Source organism: Bacillus sp. FSL R9-9530, assembly GCF_038008145.1.
GTDB classification, from domain to species: Bacteria; Bacillota; Bacilli; order Bacillales; family Bacillaceae_G; genus Bacillus_A; species Bacillus_A mycoides.
In genome coordinates, this window is the sequence record NZ_JBBOYO010000001.1 from 3,572,964 (window position 1) to 3,594,447 (window position 21,484).

The window sequence follows — 21,484 nt, forward strand, 5'->3', positions numbered from 1 at the left end:
CACCCTCAAGATTTTTTCTTGAGGGTGTTTTCATTTCATTTTACTGCTGTCCATACCCTTCAAACTTCTTCGACAAATTCTCCATCTCGTCTTCTGGCAATAATTTTGGTTCCCCAACACTTTTCGTTTGGTAATAGATTTGAGCACAAAACTCAATTTCTTCTGCAATAGTAAACGCCATTTTTATATTATTCGCTCCGGCCATTAAACCATGGTTCGCAAGTAAAACTGCACGGCGATCAATCATGCCCTCGAAAGCTGCCTCTGCTAATTGCTTCGTACCAAATGTTTCATATGGTGCACAGCGTACATTCGGGCCTGCGAAAGCAATTAAATATGATACAGCAGGAAGTTCCCATCCTAATGATGCGATTGTCTTCGCATAAGGAGAATGTGTATGTACAAGCGCATTTATATCTTCACGATTTCTATAATAGATAAGGTGCATATCTAATTCGCTTGATGGTTTTCTCTCTCCTTCTATCACTTCACCATCTAAATTCAATATAACTACATCTTCAGGCGTCGTTTCATAATAATCTAGACCACTTGGGCTAATTGCAACAAGACCTTGTTCACGATTAAAAATACTAATATTACCGCCAGTCCCCTTTGTTAAACCACTAGAAATCATTTTCTTTCCGTACGCTACAACTTCTTCTCTTTCTTTTTGCAGTAACATATACATCCCCCTAGTAAGAAACTTATGATGACTATTTTTCTAAAAACTATCTACTTATTGAAATAGCTTTTTTAAATTCTCCATAAACGGTGCTCTCACAATTCCCTTTTCCGTAATAATCGCTGTTACATTTTCATATGGCGTGACATCGAATGCCGGATTGTATACTTTACTTTCTTGAGGAGCAGAGTATTGTCCGAAACGATTGATCACTTCAGAAGCATCCCTTTCTTCAATTGGAATTTCTTTTCCTGTCAGTGTTTTCAAATCAATTGTCGGCGTTGGTGCTGCTACATAAAACGGAATGTTATAATATTTAGCCAAAATCGAAACACCTAATGTTCCAATTTTATTTGCTACATCCCCGTTTGCTGCTACACGATCACATCCAACGATTACTGCATCGATTTTCCCTTGTGACATGACCATTGCCGCCATATTATCTGTAATGACCGTTACATCAATTCCCGCTCGCTGCAGTTCTAATGCCGTTAACGTTGAACCTTGTAATCTAGGGCGTGTTTCATCGGAATAGATTTTTAAGTCCCATCCTTTTTCTTTCGCTAAGTACATTGGAGCTGTCGCAGTGCCATACTTAGTCGTTGCTAACGCACCTGCATTACAATGCGTTAATACCCCCATGCCATCATGGAATAATGTTAATGCATGTTCTCCAATTTGACGGTTAATTTCTTCATCTTCTCTATGAATCTCTTTTGCTTCTTCTAATAATCTATCTTTCAACTGCGCAATTGATAAGTGAGCATTCTCTTTCGCGACACTTTCCATTCTTTCAAGCGCCCAAAATAAATTTACTGCCGTCGGTCTTGATGTCGCTAAGTATGCACATACCTTTTTTACTTCCGCTATGAATTCTTCCGCCGAACTTTCCGCAACTTCCTTTACTCCTAAATACACACCGTAGGCTGCTGAAACACCTATTGCCGGCGCTCCTCGTACTTTCATTACTTGAATCGCATCCCACACACCTTCAGCCGTTTTAAAAGATTCATAGACTACTTCGTTCGGTAATACCGTTTGATCCAATAACACTAAAGCATCATCTTTCCACTGAATTGGTATTAATTGCTCTGCCATCATCTTCTCCCCTTATTTCGCACTTATGCATTGACTGTTTTTTTAACGTTTCTACAAAGCTGCTACCTGTTTTATATTGATTCGCTTGTAAAATAAACTTCTTCGCTGTCTGAAGACAAATTCGCTCCGCTCTAGCACGCGCCTCTTCATTCTCAATACAAGTCATATCCTTTACCTTCGCTAGACCAACAATACGACGAATTAACTCAAGACCCGTCACTGCAGCTGTATCCTCTAATACAGATTGTAAATAAACTCGGTTAAAGCCTTCTTCCTTCGCCATAATCTCTGTCACATGAATATCCCAAGCATCTAAAAACTTCTTCTTAAATAAATCAATTACATCTATCATGGTAGATTCTATCCAGTTCATATATGTATCTTTCTCAATACCAGATTGCATCACTGCATCTGCATTCACCCATGCAAACATTAAATTCGCCATTATATTCCCAACGTCATATCCCATAGGTCCATAAAAAGAAAATTCAGGATCAATAACCTTTGTAGAATCACTTTTTACAAAAACAGAACCAGTATGTAAATCACCGTGAAGCAGCGCTTGTGCATTCGTCATAAAAGAAAACTTAAGTTTTGCTACTTCCATACGAAGCTCTTTATCACTATAAATATGCCCTCTAATCCATCCTTCGTTTAATTGAAACAATTCGTTGCGTTTATTATGATTTGTAAATGGCTCTGAATATACGAGGTCCTCTGTAATCTCACATAACTCAGGATTTATATAATTTTTCACGAGTTCCTTCTTTTCTTTATGATTCATTACAACATCTGATGTTAATAGAAGAGTGTTTACCATAAAAGTAGTTAAATCATCAGCAAGCCTCGGAAACATTTGATGATTTATGAGTGCTGTACGCAATATTGTGTGATCTGATAAATCTTCCATCACGCAACAATTCATCACACTATCAAACAAATATACATTTGGCACGAGTCCAGATGCTAACTCTCCTTCTAATCGCAAAACATCTGATTCTATACGGATTCGATTCGTCGACAACTTAAACTCATCTGAAATACGCGCTGTATCCCCAGCTTGCTTTACAATGACAGAAATGTTCTTCTGTTCATCCCAAACGCGGAACACATAATTTAAATTACCATCACCTATTTCTTTACACTTTAGCCCCTTTGCATGCTCGAACTTAGGTAATTTCTCTTGCACATATGCAATCACATCTTTAGCTTCCATTAAAAAATACTTCGTGAACTTAGACATGGTTTCCCCTCCACACTAAATGTAAACGTTTTCTAAAAGCCGTAAAAAATAATAGACTGAAACTTTTTCAATCTATACTATATCTTCTCTATTGCAATACATATCTCGCTTTTATTATATCTTGTTAGAAATGAGCGTCAATGTTTCTATTTCTCATTGCAATATACTCCTTATTATATATATTTAAGATGACAATAATTGTTCACAAAGATTCCGATACATTTTGTTTTATTTATTGCACAATTCTTTGTAAAATAGAAGTAAGCAGTTCCTTTTCAAATCCACAACTTCTAAGAAATATTTCCTTCCTAAGAACTTATACTTACACCATGTCCTAACATACACACTACTCTTTCAAACACTCATTGAAAATTTATGACTTGAAAATTACCTTTTAATTCCCTAGCAGCCTTAATTGAGAATAAATATTAATTAAATTGGTATAAAGTTGGTTTATTCTCTTGACAAAATAACCACTTCTATATGATAATTAATATCGAATTAGAATTATTATAGTTAATTAAAAAATATATTTTATGAGCAAACTAATTTCCGATGCTCAAAACCAACCTTTAGGAGGAATTTTAATATGTTATTAATCGGCACAGAAGTAAAACCGTTTAAAGCTAATGCTTACCATAATGGAGAATTTATCCAAGTTACTGACGAAAGTTTAAAAGGAAAATGGAGCGTAGTTTGTTTCTACCCAGCAGACTTCACATTCGTTTGTCCAACTGAACTTGAAGACTTACAAAACCAATACGCAACTCTAAAAGACTTAGGCGTTGAAGTATACTCTGTATCTACAGACACTCACTTCACTCACAAAGCATGGCACGATAGCTCAGAAACTATCGGCAAAATCGAATACATTATGATTGGTGACCCAACTCGCACAATCACTACAAACTTCAACGTTTTAATGGAAGAAGAAGGTCTTGCTGCTCGTGGTACATTCATCATCGATCCAGACGGCGTTATCCAATCTATGGAAATCAATGCTGACGGTATCGGCCGTGACGCAAGCATCCTTGTTAACAAAATTAAAGCAGCTCAATACGTACGTAACAACCCAGGTGAAGTTTGCCCAGCTAAATGGCAAGAGGGTTCTGCAACACTTAAACCAAGCCTTGACCTTGTAGGCAAAATCTAAGGAGTTCGATCAAAATGATACTAGATGCAGATATAAAAACACAACTATCCCAATACCTTCAGTTAATGGAGAACGATATTTTACTTAAAGTAAGCGCAGGAGACGATAACGTATCTAAAGATATGTTATCTCTAGTAGATGAATTAGCTACTATGTCATCTAAGATTACAGTAGAAAAAGTTGAACTAGAGAGAACACCAAGCTTTAGCGTAAATCGCCCTGGTGAAGAAACTGGTGTCGTATTCGCTGGTATTCCATTAGGACACGAATTTACTTCATTAGTGTTAGCTTTACTACAAGTTAGTGGACGTGCTCCAAAAGTTGAACAAAAATTAATCGATCAAATCAAAAACATTCAAGGCGAATATCATTTTGAATCTTATATCAGCCTAAGTTGTCATAACTGTCCTGATGTTGTACAAGCTCTTAACGTAATGAGCGTTCTAAACTCTGGTATTACACATACTATGATTGATGGCGCTGCATTTAAAGAGGAAGTAGAAAGTAAAGACATCATGGCAGTACCAACTGTTTACCTAAATGGCGAATCTTTCGGAAGCGGTCGTATGACACTTGAAGAAATTTTAGCTAAAATGGGTAACGGTCCAGATGCATCAGAGCTTTCTGATAAAGATCCATACGATGTTCTTGTTGTTGGTGGCGGCCCAGCTGGTGCAAGTGCAGCAATTTATGCAGCACGTAAAGGCATCCGCACTGGTATCGTTGCTGAGCGCTTCGGTGGTCAAGTAATGGATACTATGGGTATTGAGAACTTCATCAGCGTAAAACGCACTGAAGGTCCTAAGCTAGTAGCAAGTCTTGAAGAGCACGTAAAAGAATACAACATCGATGTAATGAATCTACAACGTGCGAAACGTTTAGAGAAAAAAGAACTTATTGAAGTGGAACTTGAAAACGGCGCTATTCTGAAAAGTAAGAGCGTAATCGTTTCAACAGGTGCTCGCTGGCGTAATGTTGGTGTACCGGGTGAAGCTGAGTTCAAAAACAAAGGTGTAGCATACTGCCCACACTGTGACGGTCCATTATTCATCGGAAAAGATGTAGCGGTTATCGGCGGTGGTAACTCTGGTATTGAAGCAGCTATTGACTTAGCAGGTATTGTTAAGCACGTAACTGTTCTTGAATTCATGCCAGAATTAAAAGCTGATGCTGTATTACAAGAACGTCTTAACAGCTTACCTAACGTAACTGTTCTGAAAAACGTTCAAACGAAAGAAATTACTGGTACTGACAAAGTAAACGGTATTTCTTACATCGATCGTGAAACTGAAGAAGTACACCATGTTGAATTACAAGGTGTATTCGTTCAAATCGGTCTTGTGCCAAACACAGACTGGTTAGGCGAAACAGTTGAACGCGTTCGCGGTGAAATCGTAACAGACAAGCACGGCGCTACAAACGTACCAGGAGTGTTTGGTGCAGGTGACTGTACAAATAATCCGTACAAACAAATCATCATCTCTATGGGTTCAGGTGCGAATGCAGCTTTAGGTGCATTTGATTACTTAATCCGTAACTAATTATATAAACGTGAGTTTTAAAAAAGCAGGTGCCAAGGCACCTGCTTTTTTTATAATCCTAATGTATAAACTAAAAATCTCTCATTCCCATTCTTCTCATAAGCACCCGGTAATCTTATTTCCTTCTTCAATTCAAATGCAGTCTGATTCTCCAAGAAGAAAATATAATCTTCAGAAGGGTAGTATAAAATAATATCAATTTCTCTCTCCACCGCTTCTACTGAAAGCAAAATGTTATTTACTACGTTCATAAACACTTGTACAGAAAATGGATTGAAGAAATAAAACCGGTTATCACGCGGATCAATCTCATATTCCTGCGCTAAACAACATTCAAACCGAATTTTATCTTTACTGTTTCTCACTTTTCGCGCATAACGATCACGATTATCCATTGCTTCTTTATAAAACTCTTCATTCATTTCAATCCCAACGGCCGAAGCACCACACTTATGGTGCATGTAAAAATTCAATCTCCCTTTTCCGCACCCAAAGTCTACAATTCGATCGCTACTTGTTATTTCATATTGATTCAATAACTCATCTAATCCGCTATATGGCGTCGGTTCATAACGGTGATAATGCATAGACTTATTAAATCCTTTTTGCTCACCGACAGTTTTTATATTTAATACAGCATCGTAATATTGTTCGTTCATTCGTTTGCTCCTATTAAGAAATATTACTATTATTATACACCACGTACTGAATGCTCATTTTAATCAAATTAATTGGTACGTGAAATTATATTATCGCGAAATCAAATATATCGACTTAACAACAAATTCCTACCAAAAAAACAGGAGCTTTCTAGCCCCTGTCTTCTAATACTTTCAATACAGTTTGTTTCAATATTTCTACTCCATCCATTATACAGCTATGATCAAACTTCATATACGGATGGTGTAATCCAGGTTGTAAGTTCGCCCCTAGTCCAAGCATGACAGCTTTTAAATGCGGTCTCTTCACGGTATAGTAATGGAAATCGTCGCTTCCTGTCGTATACAGTGGTCCAGTACATCCATCTTCCCCGTACACTTCAAGAATGCCTTTCCGCATGAAACGCTCAGCTTCTTCTGACACTTCAGCTCCTGGTGCGAGATCAATCCACTCATAAGAAAGTTTAGATCCCATCGATTCAGCTGACTGAATTACTTGCTCTATTTTTCGCTTCAATTCATCTAGTAATATATTATTTTCTGCTCTTACATCTAAACTAAAGTGCCCGTTACCTGGAATAATATTTAGATTATCACCACCAGCTTGGCATCTCGTCATCTTAACAGAATAAGACGTCTGCGGCGGTAACCATATATTTTTCAATCCAATATTGATCATCGAAATGATATCAATTGCATTTATGCCTTGATGTGGGCGTGCACCGTGTGCATCATCTCCATGAATCATCCCTTCTAAAAATGCTGCAGCTCCGTGACGAATAGATGGGGCTGCTTGTTTCAAAGGCAGTTCTTCAATCGGCCTTAAATGAACACCAAATAAGAAATCAGCATCATCCACGGCGCCCTTCTCTACCATCTTTAAGGAACCATTTCCTTTTTCCTCTGCCGGCTGAAAAATAAATCTAACAGTACCGCTATCCCATCTCATATTTTTCAATTGTAAAATAAGGCCCATCACAATTGTCATATGAGCATCGTGGCCGCACGAGTGATTCGCTTTAAATTCTCCGTCTACTTCTTGCCATAGTGCATCCATATCAGCACGAATCGCGATAACTGGATTCCCTCTTCCGATTTCAGCAATCACGCCAGGGCAATCATCAAATATTTTATATGAAATTCCTTCTTCTTTTAGAAAGTTAGTAATATAAGCTGTCGTTTCATATTCCTTCCAGCTTACTTCAGGGTTTTCATGTAAATGCTGAAAAATTTCAGTTAAACGCTCTTGTAGTTCTAATGTTTTCAAAGCTTCATTCTCCTTCCCCTAATTACAAACCATTTAGATTAATTATACTTATGAAAAACAGATGTTTTTATGAACATATTGAATTTTAAGAAAAAAGTCAATTGTTTATTTTTAAATACCGTTAATACCCGATTTCAACTCATCTTATAAAGATATCCATACAAATAGAAGATTCGATATTTTCTGTTTTTATATTGACGCTTACATCTATTTTTAGTTATTATAACTTAATAACGTCTATTTTGCGACAATTCTAAAAATACAAACATACATAATGAGGAGGCAGTTTATGAAAAGAGAAATACCTTTTGGCATAGCAATAATCCCTATTATCATTACAGTTGCAGTTATGATGGTTACAATTGTTGTATTAGAACAAAGCCCTCACGTCCCACTTATTATCGGTACAACCGTTGCTTCGATCGTCGCTTGGCGATACGGTTACAAATGGAATGACATTGAAGAATCGATGTATAAAGGAATTCGCCTTGCATTACCCGCTATCGTTATCATTATTCTTGTAGGTTTAACGATCGGTGCTTGGATTGGCGGCGGAATCGTCGCTACTATGATTTATTACGGCTTAAAACTTTTAACTCCATCACTATTTTTAGTTTCAATTACAATTATTTGTTCTATCGTTGCATTAGCAATCGGTAGCTCTTGGTCTACAATGGGAACAATCGGTGTTGCTGGAATGGGAATTGGCCTAAGTATGGGAATCCCAGCTCCAATGGTTGCTGGCGCTATAATTTCCGGTTCTTATTTTGGCGATAAAATGTCACCGCTTTCAGACACGACAAACTTAGCAGCGGGATTAACAAATACAGATTTATTCACACATATTCGTCATATGTTATTTACTACAATTCCAGGTTTAATTATTACTCTTATCGTCTATGCTTTCTTAGGAAGAAGCTTCGGCGATAACAATATCGATGCAAAAAGCATCGATCAAACGTTACAAGTATTGCAACAAAACTTTGTTATTTCGCCTTTCCTATTAATTATACCCGTAGTCGTTATGGTATTGGTCGCTAAAAAAGTCCCTGCTATACCAGCTATTCTCGTAGGTGTTATTTTAGGATTCTTATCACAAGTCTTTATTCAAGGTGGCTCTGTCTCATCAGCTGTCGGTGCACTCCAAAGTGGATTTGTCATAGACACTGGAAACAAGCTAGTAGATGAACTATTTAACCGTGGTGGCTTAAGCTCTATGATGAATACAGTTTCTATGACAATTGTCGCTATGACTTTCGGCGGAGTACTAGAACATACTGGCATTCTTCGCTCAATTGTAAATCAAATTTTAAAATTAGCGACATCATCAAAAGGACTTATCGCTTCTACCATCGCATCTTGCTTTGCAACGAATCTTACTTGCTCTGAACAATATATTTCGATTGTTGTTCCTTCAAGAATGTATGCAAATGCGTACACAGAAAAAGGACTACATTCTAAAAATTTATCCAGAGCATTAGAAGATGGTGGAACATTAACTTCTGTTTTCGTACCTTGGAATACATGTGGTGTATTTATACTCGCAACACTTGGAGTCGGTGCATTCGAATATGCTCCTTATGCTATATTGAATTTCATCGTACCTATTATCTCAATCATTTATGGTATAACTGGCTTCACAATTACGAAGCTATCTGATATTGAAAAAGCAGACCTACTGAAAAAACAAAAAGCACAACTAGAAGCTTAAAATTTTTGAAACGAATACAACGGTAAATTTAGCTCATATATTGCACGAGGGCGCCCTTGTTGATAGGGCATTTCCTCGCCGCAAATATTGGCATATCTGTAATCAACTAATTTCTTTAACAGCCTTTCCGTCGATCGCCGAGTCACTTGTAAGTACTCAGAAAGATCCGCCGCTGTAAATTTCAATGATGGATGCGATTGACTAAACTGAATAATTTTTGACAAGTTTGCAGGACTAAGCTTCGTTTCCTTCGCTATTTTCATTAATTCAGGATTATCGTTTTTTAAACTTTGTACTCTCTGTTCTTTCGGGAACGGACCAAATAATTCTTTATCACTTGTTAGTATATAAAAGCAGCTTTCTATCGGATTATTCTTTGCGAAACCTCGAGCGATTTTTGCATTTTGTTCCGCTTCATTTACTGTTTTTCCGTAACCAAATCCAATAGATACTGCGCCTTCTATATTCATAAATAAACGATCTATCGTATTTGTTTTTATACTCAATTCAATATCACCACGAGTTGTATACAAAATAAAAGTCATTTCATCAACTTGTTTAAATGAACCACGTAATTCTTTTGAAATTACATTTAATTGTTCAAGCGAGCTTTCTTGTAACTCTATAAAGGATATAATACAAGCACCAACAGTAGCTGAATGGCTTTTTGCTAACTCAGCTTTTATTTTTGCATCTTTTAACCCATGTATAATTGATTGCGTTGGATCTATCATACGCTCTGAAGGAATCCCTATTTTTTGAAGTTCATCGTAGACAGCGTGAATACTAGTTAAAGCTAAATCAACCTCTCCAGATTGATATTTAGCTAAATGAAAATCAATGATTCTCTTAATTTCATCATTACTCCATAACATATTTTCATAATCCATCACTTGCGGCGTTTCTTTCAGACCGATGTCATGGAACACATTTGTAATAAACGAACGATCTACTAAATCAATTGAAATTTTATGAGGTTGAATACTTTGATGGTATATTATAGAAAGGAGTGAAGATGCGACAGTTGTCTCGTCTTGCTGCAAATATACACTTGGAATTGGTAATTGTTCTCTTATTTCTTTTGCCATATAATAAGGTAGGGCACCTGAGAAAAAGATAGCATCACAAGGTTTTAAACGCTTTAATAGTTCAGAAGATTCTGCCGGATGAAGGTAAATATATGGATCAATCTCTATTTCTTCTAGTTTATGAGCAATAGGTAAAAGATTCTCCATAAACTCTTTTGAACCGACAACTGCAATTTTTATCATCATTTTCTCTAACTCCTTATCATTAATTAACGACTATTTAACGTCAACTATATCAAATGTACAAAACCATTGTAAACAGGAAGGGGTCTTTATTCAATGAAAATTACAGCTATTCATCTTTACGCAATTCGTTTACCACTTCGCGATCCGTTTGTTATTAGTTATGGTTCTTATTCTGATATGCCTTCTATTATCGTCAAAATGGAAACAGATGAAGGCATTATCGGTTACGGTGAAGGCGTTGCTGATGATCACGTTACAGGTGAATCATGGGAAAGTACTTTCCATGTTTTAAAACATACACTAGCTCCTGCTCTAATTGGGAAAAATCCAATGAATATCGAGAAAATACACGATATGATGGACAATACGATTTACAGTGTTCCTACAGCGAAAGCTGCGATTGATATCGCTTGTTTTGATATAATGGGCAAAAAATTAAATCAACCTGTATATCAATTAATTGGCGGACGCTATCATGAAGAGTTTCCTGTCACTCACGTCTTAAGTATTGCAGATCCAGAAGACATGGCTGAAGAAGCTGCCTCTATGATTCTAAAAGGTTACCAATCTTTCAAAATGAAAGTCGGTACAAATGTAAAAGAAGATGTAAAACGAATTGAAGCTGTACGTGAACGTGTAGGAAATGATATCGCGATTCGTGTTGATGTAAACCAAGGATGGAAAAATAGCGCAAACACATTAACAGCACTTCGTTCATTAGGTCATTTAAACATCGACTGGATTGAACAACCTGTTGTAGCGGATGATATTGATGCAATGGCTCATATTCGTTCGAAAACAGATCTTCCGCTTATGATTGATGAAGGACTAAAAGGCTCTCGTGAAATGCGCCAAATTATTAAATTAGACGCAGCTGATAAAGTGAATATAAAACTAATGAAATGCGGCGGCATATATCCAGCTGTAAAACTCGCTCATCAAGCTGAAATGGCAGGCATTGAATGCCAAGTTGGATCCATGGTCGAATCATCTGTTGCCTCTTCCGCAGGATTCCATGTCGCTTTCTCAAAAAAAATCATTACTAGCGTCGAGCTAACGGGACCATTAAAATTCACGAAAGACATCGGAAACTTACATTACGACGTACCATTTATTCGCTTAAACGAAAAGCCGGGACTCGGCATTGAAATAAACGAAAATACATTACAAGAATTAACCGTCTTTCAAGACGTTGTACGCTAAAGGAGGACTAACACATGACGACTCTTTACGAAGGAAAATTAAAACAAAACAACGATCCATTTCACGTTACATTACTATCTTTAGAACATATGAAACAAATTTTATCATTACAAAACGTTGTAGTTGAAGCGCTAGAAGATAAAGGTCGTTTACAACCACTCTCGCTAGAAGAATTTCAATACATTCTAGAAGGAAACGGCATGATGATCGGGGCGTTTATACAAAACGAGCTCATCGCATTTCGTGCCCTACTAGTCCCTCCTATCGACGATGAACATTTAGGGCTTGATATTGGTCTACCAGAAAGTCAGCTACACCGCGTCATCTATCAAGAAATCTCAAACGTTCATCCAAACTGTCGAGGAAATGGCATGCAAAAAATATTAGCCACAGTCATCATGGATGAATTACAAAAAGAAGACAGCCAGTACGACTATGTTTGCTGCACCGTTGCACCTTTTAACATTCCTAGTTTAAAGGATAAGTTCGCGCAAGGTATGGAAATTGCTGCGCTGAAGGAGAAGTACGGCGGGAGTATGCGGTATGTTTTTGTGAAGGAGTTGCGTGGGGATAAGGAAAGAGATTGGTCCGATGTTAAGAGCGTTCCGATGAGTGATGCTGGTGGACAGCAGGCGTTGCTTTCGGAGGGGTATCGTGGGTATGCGATGGAGAGAATAGACGATACTTTCACTGTGAAGTTTGGACGATAATCTATGTACAAAGAGAACCCTAATTCATTAGGGTTCTACTTTATTTCATTCCACAATCTAAAGTAATAACTAAACCGTCATCTTCCAACTAGATAACGCTAACCAGTTTTCCATTTCCTTATAATCAGGCATTATCTTCCCAACAAGACGCCAAAAAGAACGATCATGATTTAAATGAACCATATGACACATTTCATGAACAACTACATAATCAATTACCCTCTGAGGTGCCATTGCTAGCTTCCAATTAAACGTTAACTGTAGATTTGAATCACAAGTTCCCCACGTACGACTACTATCTGTAATACGAATAGAACGTGGTTTTGTTTTAAAATTACTTTGATGCGCTTTAATACTCTTCTCTACTAATGCCTTGCACTGCTTATAGTAAAATCGTTTTAAAGCCTGCTGGATTTTCTCATCCTTAAGCTCATTCACGTAAATATGTAGCTTATTCCCTTCAAATACTGCATTATCTTGTTCAATACTTGCATCTTGAGAAATCTGTATCGGATACGTATTCCCTAAATAGAGAAAACCCTCTCCTTGATCATAACCCTTTTCCTGTGGTCCAAGCGCTCGCTCCTGCATTTCCTTACGTGTTTTCTGAATCCAATCCCATTTCTCCTCTAACAATTTGACTAAGTATTCAACAGGCGTTCCTTTTGGAGCTTGCACTTCCACATTTCCGTACGAATCTACAAAAAGACGCACCGACTTTTTCTTCTTATAAGTTATATGAAAATTAATTGTCTCACCTAAATATGTATGTACCATTTCATCACCTAGTGTATTATTTTACAAATAAAAAAGAATAGGACACAAACGCCCTACTCTATCTATTATATCATTTACTGTTTCACCGAACTTATTATCCTCTGTACTTTACACCTAATCCCTTAATGAAATTCCTTGCGTATCTATCGCCGCACTCTTTGTAATGCTTATGGCCTTTCTTTCTTAATAAAGCGCCTAACTCTCCTTTTGTTACGATGACGCCCACGCTGTCTAATATATCAAGCACATCTTCACTCGTTAAAGATAGTGCTATTTTCATTTTCTTTAAAAGAAGGTTATTGGCACTCTCCTTGCTCCGTACAGGTGCCGGTTGCCCTGGTTTCGGATCTTGCTTCCCTCTTTTTAAAGTAATAAATCCATTTAAAAATGCCTCTAGCATCATCATGTTGCATGTTAATACGTACTCATCTTCGATTACATCATCATCTTCCGCTTCATGTTGTGGACTTCTCTTTACTTTTGTAAGCATATCAAGTACGTCCTCTTTCGTTACTTCCATCCCGCCAAGTTCAAAGATTTCTACCATATCTATATCTCTTATATCTAAAGCGTATCTTACTCTTTTTAATATATCGTTGTTGCTCATTGCCATTGTATTTCCTCCTGAAATGTTGATTATAGTAATGCTTTTAGCATGTATAAATTAATATCGTTAAGTTACTACTTTAACATTTTAGAGGTAGGTTTTGTAGTCTTAGGTGGATTAATGCTTTTGGGGATGATTTTAAAACAGCAAAAAGGATGGGATAATCGTGCAAAATTACGGATGGGGATTTACTATTAATTAACACACTTGAAAATGGACTAACCTAATATAGGTTAGTCCATTTCTTTTTATGCAACTCAAACATGAATGTTACGCAAAATTCAGGTGAAATATATTGATTGTGTTTACTTAGGTTTTTCTTTTTATTTGTGGTACGGTTCACCGTAACTAATCTAAATGAGGTTATTGTTCATTATTTTCATAATTAAATTTAACAAAAAAGGTAGTGCCTTCCGAGCCTGTTTGAATTTCTATTTTCGCATTATGCCGGGCAGCAATGGCATAACATATGCCTAATCCCAATCCAGTTCCATTATCTTTGGTCGTGTAAAATGGAGTACCCAGTTTCTCTAACACTTCAGGCCTGATACCTTTTCCTTGATCCCGCACTGCAAGCACCACACAATTTTGACATTCCTTGTAGGTGCTAATGGTTAGAACTTTCCCTGTGCTCATCGCTTCTAAGCCATTACGGTATAGGTTTATTAATAATTGTCGTATCTCATTACGATTTAAAAATAATTCCGGAATGTCATTTGTATCGACTTGAATATATTTATTTTGATTATACGTATCAATCTTTATTAAAGGAATAATATCGTGGATAATTGAATTTAAATCTAACATCTGCAAATCCGATTTCCTTGTATTACCGATTGAGAGAAATTCAGTAATAATAGAATTGGCACGATCAAGTTCTTCAATCATTAAATTAAAGTACTTATTATGTTTCTCATAGGTGCGCTCTTCTTTTAATAACTGCAAAAATCCTCTTACTGTTGTCATTGGATTTCTAATCTCATGGCTGATACCTGCTGCCATTTGCCCTATTAAATCTATGTTGGATAACCTTTTCAATTCCTGCTCATATTGCTTTTTTTCCGTTATGTTTTTAAAAATACAACAAATACCATCATCATACGGATATGCAATAACTTCGTGCCAATATTCATCAGAGATAGAAAAAAATTCGAAATGAACTGTAATTCGCTCTGACATTGCACGATGAAATTCCTTATACATAACTGCGTCGACGCTACTCGGGAAGACCTCCCATATATTCTTACCTAATACATCTTTTGCTGTTTTTCTTTGTGGAAAATATTGATGCTTATTTACGTACGTGAATTCCCATTTATTATTCAAAGTAAAGAATCCATCCGTAATAATTTCAATCACACTTGTAACTTTTTCATTAGCAGCAGCTAGTTCTCTCGTTCGCTCTTCCACCATGCTTTCAAGTTGATCCATATATAACAAGTTTGAAAACGTAGGAGCTGTGGCATCAACGATAGATTTTGCCAGTTGAATTTGGGAATTATCGTAATTGTGAGCTTTTCCCTCTTTGCCAACGACGATTACCCCTAATACTTCTCCCATTGAAACCAATGGAATCATCAGTAGACCCTTACTATCTATATTTTTTGTTTGAATAACCTCTTGGATCTTGGCTTCATAGCTTTTCTCCATCCAATCCGCTTCTGTCCAATCACAGTCCTTGCTTAACTTCGTTGTTTTAATCGTTGTTTTGTCTAGCGGGTCTAAAAGGTGGGCAGCCATGTTTTTACTCTCTAAAATCTGTCCTAAGTAAAAAAAACATTTATCAAAACTCTCCTGTATCGAGGAACACATTGATAAATCACGGGTAACATCTAGTAACAGCTGCTTCTCGGCAATAAGGTTTTCCTTTTGTGTTAAATTATTTGCGTTTTGAATTGCGACCGCAGCCATATTTACATAAGCTTCAACACTTTGAATCTCTGAATCTGTTAAGTTCATTGGAACTCCATAATCAAATAAAAAAACCAGACCAAATAACTCTTGTCCAAATGAGATAGGCAGGGCTAATAAGGACTTAATTTTGAACGCATCAACTGGTCTTGGATCCGGCCGATGATCCTTTGAGGTATCAGGGATATAGATGGTTTTTTTTGTTTCAATAACTTCTTTTGCCAGTAAGTCTATTTCAGGATCAATTACCTGAGTATCGAGCGTTACGCCATTTATGGTCTCTGGTTTCCCTGCAAACCCTCTAAATGTTCCATCTTCCTGGGGTAAATAAATTCCAACAGCGTTGCACCTAACAATCTCCTCTGATATCGCCATTGTTACACGCTGTAATACTTCACGTAGTTCTAATTTTGTATTTATTATTTTTGTTATATTCGCGAGCCTAGAATATCTCGTCTGATCACTTAACATTCACATAGCCTCCAAGTTATAGGCATAATAAAATAAACATGATAATATCAGTGAAAATCAAGACCAACCTGCCATTTTCAATTTTCTCCTGTATTCTTTTCTTACCCTTGTTTTACATAGAATACCTCACTTACTTATGATACGGTTCACCTTAATTAAAATGAAACAAACACTCATAAAATCGCTACACCCTATCCCCTCTAACTTTCAAAAGTTACACTGTTTCACTATCTCCATCCTTATCAACACTCGCCTCAAACTTATCAAGCAACGCACGCACTTCATCAGTTGATTTCGTGTTCATCAATTGATTTCTTAGTTCAGCAGCTCCAGGGAATCCTTTTACATAAATTTTGAAAAAGCGATGAAGCCCTGTGATTGAGCGTGGTAGTACTTCTGCATATTGATCTTGAAGATCAAGCTGTAGTCTTAGAAGATCAAGGTGTTCTTTACTGCTATGTTCTCTTGGCTCTTTTTCAAAAGCAAATGGATTTTTAAAGATACCTCGTCCAATCATAACGCCATCAATACCGTATTTTTCAGCAAGTTCCATTCCAGTTTGACGATCAGGAATGTCTCCATTGATTGTTATTAGCGTATTTGGTGCGATACGGTCACGTAATTTTTTAATTTCCGGAATTAGTTCCCAGTGCGCATCTACTTGACTCATTTCTTCTCTTGTACGTAAGTGAATAGAAAGGTTCGCAATATCTTGTTTGAAAATGTGCGTTAGCCAATCTTCCCATTCGCTTAATTCTTTAAAGCCCAGTCGTGTTTTTACGCTGACAGGTAGTCCGCCCGCTTTTGCTGCTTGAATAAGTTCTGCCGCAACGTCTGGACGTAGAATAAGGCCACTACCTTTTCCTCTTGATGCTACATTCGGTACAGGGCAGCCCATATTAATATCAATACCTTTAAATCCTAGCTCTGCCATACCAATACTCATTTGGCGGAAATATTCAGGAGTATCTCCCCAAATATGCGCGACTATCGGCTGTTCATCTTCTGTAAAAATTAAACGGCCACGTACACTTTTCATACCTTCTGGATGACAATAGCTATCCGAGTTTGTAAACTCTGTGAAAAATACATCTGGGCAACCAGCTTCACTTACTACGTGACGAAAAACAACATCTGTCACATCTTCCATTGGTGCAAGTACAAAAAACGGTCGTGGTAAATCATTCCAAAAATTATCTATCATTTCAAATTCAAATCCTCTCAATATGAATACAATTTCAAACTCTCAATTTAAAAATATAAAGCCAAATAGCAAAAGTACATTTGGACATTTATATTTTGTGAAAATCAGCAATACTCATTTTAACTAAAATCGTTGCTGAATGGTATTTTTATAAACCAAAAAGCAGATGGTATAGATTTTTCTATATCAACTGCTTTTTTATTATACCAACTTAAGCCAAGCCACACACTCCACATGAGTCGTATGCGGGAACATATCAACAGGCTGTACTTCCTGTGTTTTATATCCGCCTTCTTCTAGTACTTTTAAGTCACGTGCTAATGTTGCTGGGTTACATGATACGTATACGACGCGCTTTGGCTTCATGTCGATGATTGTGTTTAGTAGTGCTTCGTCACAGCCTTTACGCGGTGGGTCTACGACCATTGTGTCGGCGATTACGCCTTCTTTGTACCATTTTGGAATGACTACTTCTGCTTCTCCTACGCCAAATTCAGCGTTTGTCATGTTGTTTAGTGCTGCGTTTCGGTTTGCGTCTTCGATTGCTTCTGGGACGATTTCAACGCCGTACACTTTTTTCGCTTTTTGTGCTAGGAATAAGGAGATTGATCCAATTCCGCAATAGGCATCAATTACTGTTTCGTTACCATTTAATTTTGCGTATTCTAACGTTTTATCGTATAGTACTTTCGTTTGTTCTGGGTTTACTTGATAGAATGAACGTGCTGAAATCGCAAATTTAATGTCACCGATAAAGTCATAAATATATTCTGATCCGTACAGTACTGTCGTTTTGTCTCCGAAAATAACGTTTGTACGTTTCGTGTTTACGTTTTGAACGATTGATTTTACTTCTGGGAATTTCGCTGCGATTTCTTCAATGATTGCTTCTTTATTTGGCAATTCAGCTGTACGTGTAATGAAGACAAGCATAATTTCTCCTGTTACTTGTCCGTAGCGAGCCATTACGTGGCGAAGTGTTCCTTTGTTACGCTCTTCATTGTAAGCCGAAATACCGTGCTTTTCACAAATACGTTTTACTTCTTGAATTAATGTATCGTTTTCTTCCGCCTGAATTAAGCATGATTCCATATTAATGATGTCATGCGTTCCTTGACGATAGAAACCAGCTACAAGTCCACCTTCACGTTCTCCAATCGGCACTTGTGCTTTATTGCGGTATACCCACGGGGTTTTCATGCCAAGTACAGGATGAACAGGAACATCACTTAATCCACCGATGCGCTGCATAACGTCACGCACTTGTTTTTCTTTCGCTTTTAATTGTCCTTCATATGTTAAGTGCTGAAGTTGACAACCTCCGCACTCGTTGTACACGGGGCATTCTGCATCTTTACGATATGGACTTTCTTGATGAAGCTTCATTAAACGACCGAACGCGAAGTTTTTCTTCACTTTAATAATTTTAATTTGCGCTTCCTCACCTGGTAATCCGTTTTTTACGAAAATAGGATATCCCTTCACTTTCGCAACACCGGCACCATCATGTGTTAAATCTTCAAACACTACATCTATAAACTCGTTTTTTTCAACTGGTGGCGTCATTTTTATACTCATTTTCCGACCTCTCTTTTTCATAACACTGCGTTACATTTTATCATACTTATATGGTCTATTTCTATTGGAAGAAAAAAAGCTATTGACGATAGTTCTCTAGTAATGTTACGCTACTACTAATTTAATACGGATGATGTTACCTCATATATAGTCGATAATATGGATCGAGAGTTTCTACCCGGCAACCTTAAATTGCTGGACTATGGGGAAAACTAATGAATATTAGCCTATGTATAAAAAAGACTCCTATTGATTAGCTTTCTCTCATAGATGAAAGTGAATCCATAGGGGTCTTTTTTTTATTTTTCAAAAAGGTCAGACATCTTACGTATGACATGAAACTTCCATTACTTTATTTTTAGTAATATAACGAGCGTTTTATGTAAAAACTTTATACGAACTTCTGAAAGGGGCAACTACATGCAATATGTAATGAGCATTATCGGTATTCTTGTCGTTTTAGGTTTATGCTTTGCTTTGTCAAACAATAGAAGTAAAATCAACTTCCGTGCAATTGCTATTATGATTAGTTTCCAAATTTTAATCGGTTGGTTTATGTTTGGCACAAAGATCGGACAGCAAATTATCATCTTCATTAGTAAAGTTTTCAACAAACTAATTAAACTTGGTACGACAGGTGTCGATTTTCTCTTTAATGGAATTCAAAGAGATTTTGTTTTTTTCTTAAACGTATTACTAATTATCGTATTTTTCTCAGCACTACTTTCTATCTTTAGTTATTTAGGTGTTTTACCATTCATCGTTCGTATTGTCGGCGGTGCACTTTCAAAAATTACTGGTTTACCACGCGTTGAATCATTCCACGCAGTAAATTCTGTATTCTTTGGTTCAAGTGAAGCATTAATCGTTATTAAAAATGATTTACAACATTTTAATAAAAACCGTATGTTTATCATTTGTTGTTCTGCAATGAGCTCAGTTTCTGCCTCTGTAACAGCATCATACGTTATGATGTTAGATGCGAAATATGTATTAGCGGCTCTTCCGCTAAACTTATTCTCAAGCTTAATCGTTTGTTCATTATTAACACCAGTTGATACGAAAAAAGAAGACGAAGTGGTTCAAAAATTTGATAGAAACCTATTCGGAGATAGCCTTATCGGCGCTATGATTAACGGTGCGCTTGATGGTTTAAAAGTAGCTGGTATCGTTGCTGCGTTAATGATTGCCTTCATTGGTGTTATGGAAGTTGTAAACTACGTAATTAGCGCTGCTTCAGGTGCAATGGGATATGCTGTTACTTTACAACAAATCTTCGGTTATATACTTTCTCCATTCGCATTCTTAATGGGTATTCCAACTCAAGATATTATCCCAGCTGGTGGTATTATGGGTACGAAGATTGTATTAAACGAGTTTGTAGCAATCCTTGATTTAAAAGGCGCTACTGCAACATTAGCTCCACGTACAGTTGGAATCGTTACAGTATTCTTAATTAGCTTCGCAAGTATTAGCCAAATTGGTGCGATTGTTGGTACAATCCGTGCCCTTTCTGAAAAACAAGGAAGCATCGTATCAAAATTCGGTTGGAAAATGCTATTTGCATCAACACTTGCTTCTATTTTATCTGCAACAATCGCTGGATTGTTTATTTAATAAAAAATCACCTTACGCTTTTAAGTAAGGTGATTTTTTTGATTCCTTATGAAATAGAACGGAATTCAATTACTTCCTCTTTACTAATAAGTTTTCCTTCGTGTATACCTTTTACTGAAATATCAATAATGGTTTTATCCTCTCCTTCAAGCTTACCCAAAGAAAATATATAAATTAAATTTTCTTCTTTTAGCATCCATTGCTTGCCATGCCAGGGCCCCGTTATCTTTTGTTCCAAAGATGTTTTTTCTTCTCCAACATACTGACATTCTCCAAACGAAGTTTTTACTATATTTTTCTCCGTATCAATTACTATATTTCGAAATAGCTCTAAGTTTTTGCTTGAAACAATTTCTATCTCATGGTTACTTTTTTGTTTAAATTGCAGTTTTCCATCACTTGTATTAGATAAACTACTATTCTCAACGGCGTTCCTAAAAAAGTTATATTCTTCTTCTGTAATACCAAAATTAGGATGATATGGCTTCACCTGTTTATCTATATGCCCCGATATGTAGTTTACATACCACTCTTTATCATTTTTCACATGATCACTCATTTTTTTAGCAATAACCTCTACTTTTTTTAAGGTATCACGATCCATTTCAATCGTCATAATATCCGCCGTTACTTCCGCATTCATAAGGTGCGGTGGAATATACTCCTCCACACTATTCGCTTTACTCACTTCACTTTGACAACCGACTATGAATAGCGATATGAAAAGGATATATACTAGTTTTTTATATTTCATTTCTGTTCTCCACTCCGTACATCA

General features: G+C 36.8%; 19 protein-coding genes and 1 riboswitch. Of the genes, 7 read left to right on the forward strand and 12 right to left on the reverse strand.

Annotated features, from left to right (window positions below):
• Positions 1 to 40: 40 nt before the first annotated feature.
• Genes MKX66_RS17890 through mtnK form a run of 3 tightly spaced genes read right to left on the reverse strand, consistent with a single transcriptional unit; the run spans position 41 to position 3,023 of the window.
• Positions 41 to 682, reverse strand: coding sequence for an L-fuculose-phosphate aldolase (locus MKX66_RS17890; protein ID WP_002010177.1), 642 nt, complete (start codon positions 680 to 682; stop codon positions 41 to 43).
• A 54-nt stretch (positions 683 to 736) separates the two neighbouring features.
• The gene (gene mtnA / locus MKX66_RS17895) at positions 737 to 1,780 is read right to left on the reverse strand and encodes an S-methyl-5-thioribose-1-phosphate isomerase (RefSeq protein ID WP_002124936.1); all 1,044 of its coding nucleotides are present in this window, start codon (positions 1,778 to 1,780) and stop codon (positions 737 to 739) included.
• On the reverse strand, positions 1,743 to 3,023 hold the full coding sequence (mtnK, locus tag MKX66_RS17900; RefSeq protein ID WP_341086853.1) for an S-methyl-5-thioribose kinase: 1,281 nt from the start codon (positions 3,021 to 3,023) through the stop codon (positions 1,743 to 1,745). Before mtnK ends, mtnA begins: the two co-directional genes overlap by 38 nt.
• A gap of 589 nt (positions 3,024 to 3,612) precedes the next feature.
• Here mtnK and ahpC point away from each other — a divergent pair.
• Together ahpC and ahpF are read left to right on the forward strand one after the other, a co-directional pair.
• Positions 3,613 to 4,176, forward strand: a complete 564-nt coding sequence (gene ahpC, locus MKX66_RS17905; RefSeq protein ID WP_000924420.1) for an alkyl hydroperoxide reductase subunit C — start codon at positions 3,613 to 3,615, stop codon at positions 4,174 to 4,176.
• A gap of 14 nt (positions 4,177 to 4,190) precedes the next feature.
• A complete protein-coding gene (gene ahpF / locus MKX66_RS17910) occupies positions 4,191 to 5,717 on the forward strand; it encodes an alkyl hydroperoxide reductase subunit F (RefSeq protein WP_012260245.1) in 1,527 nt (508 codons plus the stop codon).
• Positions 5,718 to 5,767: 50 nt separating this feature from the next.
• On the opposite strand, the gene MKX66_RS17915 is transcribed toward ahpF, so the two are convergent.
• Both MKX66_RS17915 and MKX66_RS17920 read right to left on the reverse strand, forming a co-directional pair.
• A complete protein-coding gene (locus MKX66_RS17915; RefSeq protein WP_016103219.1) occupies positions 5,768 to 6,376 on the reverse strand; it encodes an SAM-dependent methyltransferase in 609 nt (202 codons plus the stop codon).
• Positions 6,377 to 6,527: 151 nt separating this feature from the next.
• Complete coding sequence (locus MKX66_RS17920) at positions 6,528 to 7,643, reverse strand: M20 peptidase aminoacylase family protein (RefSeq protein ID WP_215590615.1); 1,116 nt, start codon at positions 7,641 to 7,643, stop codon at positions 6,528 to 6,530.
• Between the two features lie 289 nt (positions 7,644 to 7,932).
• On the opposite strand from MKX66_RS17920, the gene nhaC reads away from it, so the two are divergent.
• On the forward strand, positions 7,933 to 9,354 hold the full coding sequence (nhaC, locus tag MKX66_RS17925) for a Na+/H+ antiporter NhaC (RefSeq protein WP_002010164.1): 1,422 nt from the start codon (positions 7,933 to 7,935) through the stop codon (positions 9,352 to 9,354).
• Here nhaC and MKX66_RS17930 read toward each other — a convergent pair.
• The gene (locus MKX66_RS17930) at positions 9,351 to 10,628 is read right to left on the reverse strand and encodes a hypothetical protein (protein ID WP_016126495.1); all 1,278 of its coding nucleotides are present in this window, start codon (positions 10,626 to 10,628) and stop codon (positions 9,351 to 9,353) included. The two genes, nhaC and MKX66_RS17930, sit on opposite strands and share 4 nt — an antisense overlap.
• Positions 10,629 to 10,721: 93 nt before the next feature.
• On the opposite strand from MKX66_RS17930, the gene MKX66_RS17935 reads away from it, so the two are divergent.
• Positions 10,722 to 11,831, forward strand: coding sequence for a mandelate racemase/muconate lactonizing enzyme family protein (locus MKX66_RS17935; protein ID WP_016103215.1), 1,110 nt, complete (start codon positions 10,722 to 10,724; stop codon positions 11,829 to 11,831).
• Between the two features lie 14 nt (positions 11,832 to 11,845).
• Positions 11,846 to 12,541, forward strand: a complete 696-nt coding sequence (locus MKX66_RS17940) for a GNAT family N-acetyltransferase (RefSeq protein WP_215590611.1) — start codon at positions 11,846 to 11,848, stop codon at positions 12,539 to 12,541.
• 69 nt (positions 12,542 to 12,610) lie between these two features.
• Here MKX66_RS17940 and MKX66_RS17945 read toward each other — a convergent pair whose 3' ends face one another.
• Complete coding sequence (locus MKX66_RS17945; RefSeq protein ID WP_201065758.1) at positions 12,611 to 13,318, reverse strand: M48 family metallopeptidase; 708 nt, start codon at positions 13,316 to 13,318, stop codon at positions 12,611 to 12,613.
• 94 nt (positions 13,319 to 13,412) lie between these two features.
• Positions 13,413 to 13,931 carry a YehS family protein gene (locus MKX66_RS17950; protein WP_193652530.1) on the reverse strand — a complete coding sequence of 173 codons (519 nt, stop codon included), beginning with the start codon at positions 13,929 to 13,931 and terminating at the stop codon, positions 13,413 to 13,415.
• A gap of 42 nt (positions 13,932 to 13,973) precedes the next feature.
• On the opposite strand from MKX66_RS17950, the gene MKX66_RS17955 reads away from it, so the two are divergent.
• On the forward strand, positions 13,974 to 14,123 hold the full coding sequence (locus tag MKX66_RS17955) for a hypothetical protein (RefSeq protein ID WP_002029505.1): 150 nt from the start codon (positions 13,974 to 13,976) through the stop codon (positions 14,121 to 14,123).
• Between the two features lie 165 nt (positions 14,124 to 14,288).
• On the opposite strand, the gene MKX66_RS17960 is transcribed toward MKX66_RS17955, so the two are convergent.
• The 3 genes from MKX66_RS17960 to rlmD all read right to left on the reverse strand — a co-directional run bounded on the left by MKX66_RS17960 (position 14,289) and on the right by rlmD (position 19,089).
• Entirely contained in the window at positions 14,289 to 16,307 is a 2,019-nt protein-coding gene (locus tag MKX66_RS17960; protein WP_012260239.1) for a GAF domain-containing sensor histidine kinase, read from the reverse strand.
• A gap of 214 nt (positions 16,308 to 16,521) precedes the next feature.
• Positions 16,522 to 17,511: a tRNA dihydrouridine synthase gene (locus MKX66_RS17965; protein WP_002091313.1), complete on the reverse strand. Its 990-nt coding sequence runs from the start codon at positions 17,509 to 17,511 to the stop codon at positions 16,522 to 16,524.
• Between the two features lie 201 nt (positions 17,512 to 17,712).
• On the reverse strand, positions 17,713 to 19,089 hold the full coding sequence (rlmD, locus tag MKX66_RS17970) for a 23S rRNA (uracil(1939)-C(5))-methyltransferase RlmD (protein ID WP_215590608.1): 1,377 nt from the start codon (positions 19,087 to 19,089) through the stop codon (positions 17,713 to 17,715).
• Positions 19,090 to 19,210: 121 nt separating this feature from the next.
• A riboswitch (purine riboswitch) is annotated at positions 19,211 to 19,312 on the forward strand.
• A gap of 197 nt (positions 19,313 to 19,509) precedes the next feature.
• Between rlmD and MKX66_RS17975 the strand changes: the two genes are divergently transcribed.
• Positions 19,510 to 20,706 (forward strand): NupC/NupG family nucleoside CNT transporter, encoded by a 1,197-nt coding sequence (locus MKX66_RS17975; protein ID WP_002010061.1) that lies wholly within the window; start codon positions 19,510 to 19,512, stop codon positions 20,704 to 20,706.
• Positions 20,707 to 20,752: 46 nt separating this feature from the next.
• On the opposite strand, the gene MKX66_RS17980 is transcribed toward MKX66_RS17975, so the two are convergent.
• Positions 20,753 to 21,460, reverse strand: coding sequence for a hypothetical protein (locus MKX66_RS17980; RefSeq protein ID WP_215590606.1), 708 nt, complete (start codon positions 21,458 to 21,460; stop codon positions 20,753 to 20,755).
• Between the last annotated feature and the right edge of the window lie 24 nt (positions 21,461 to 21,484).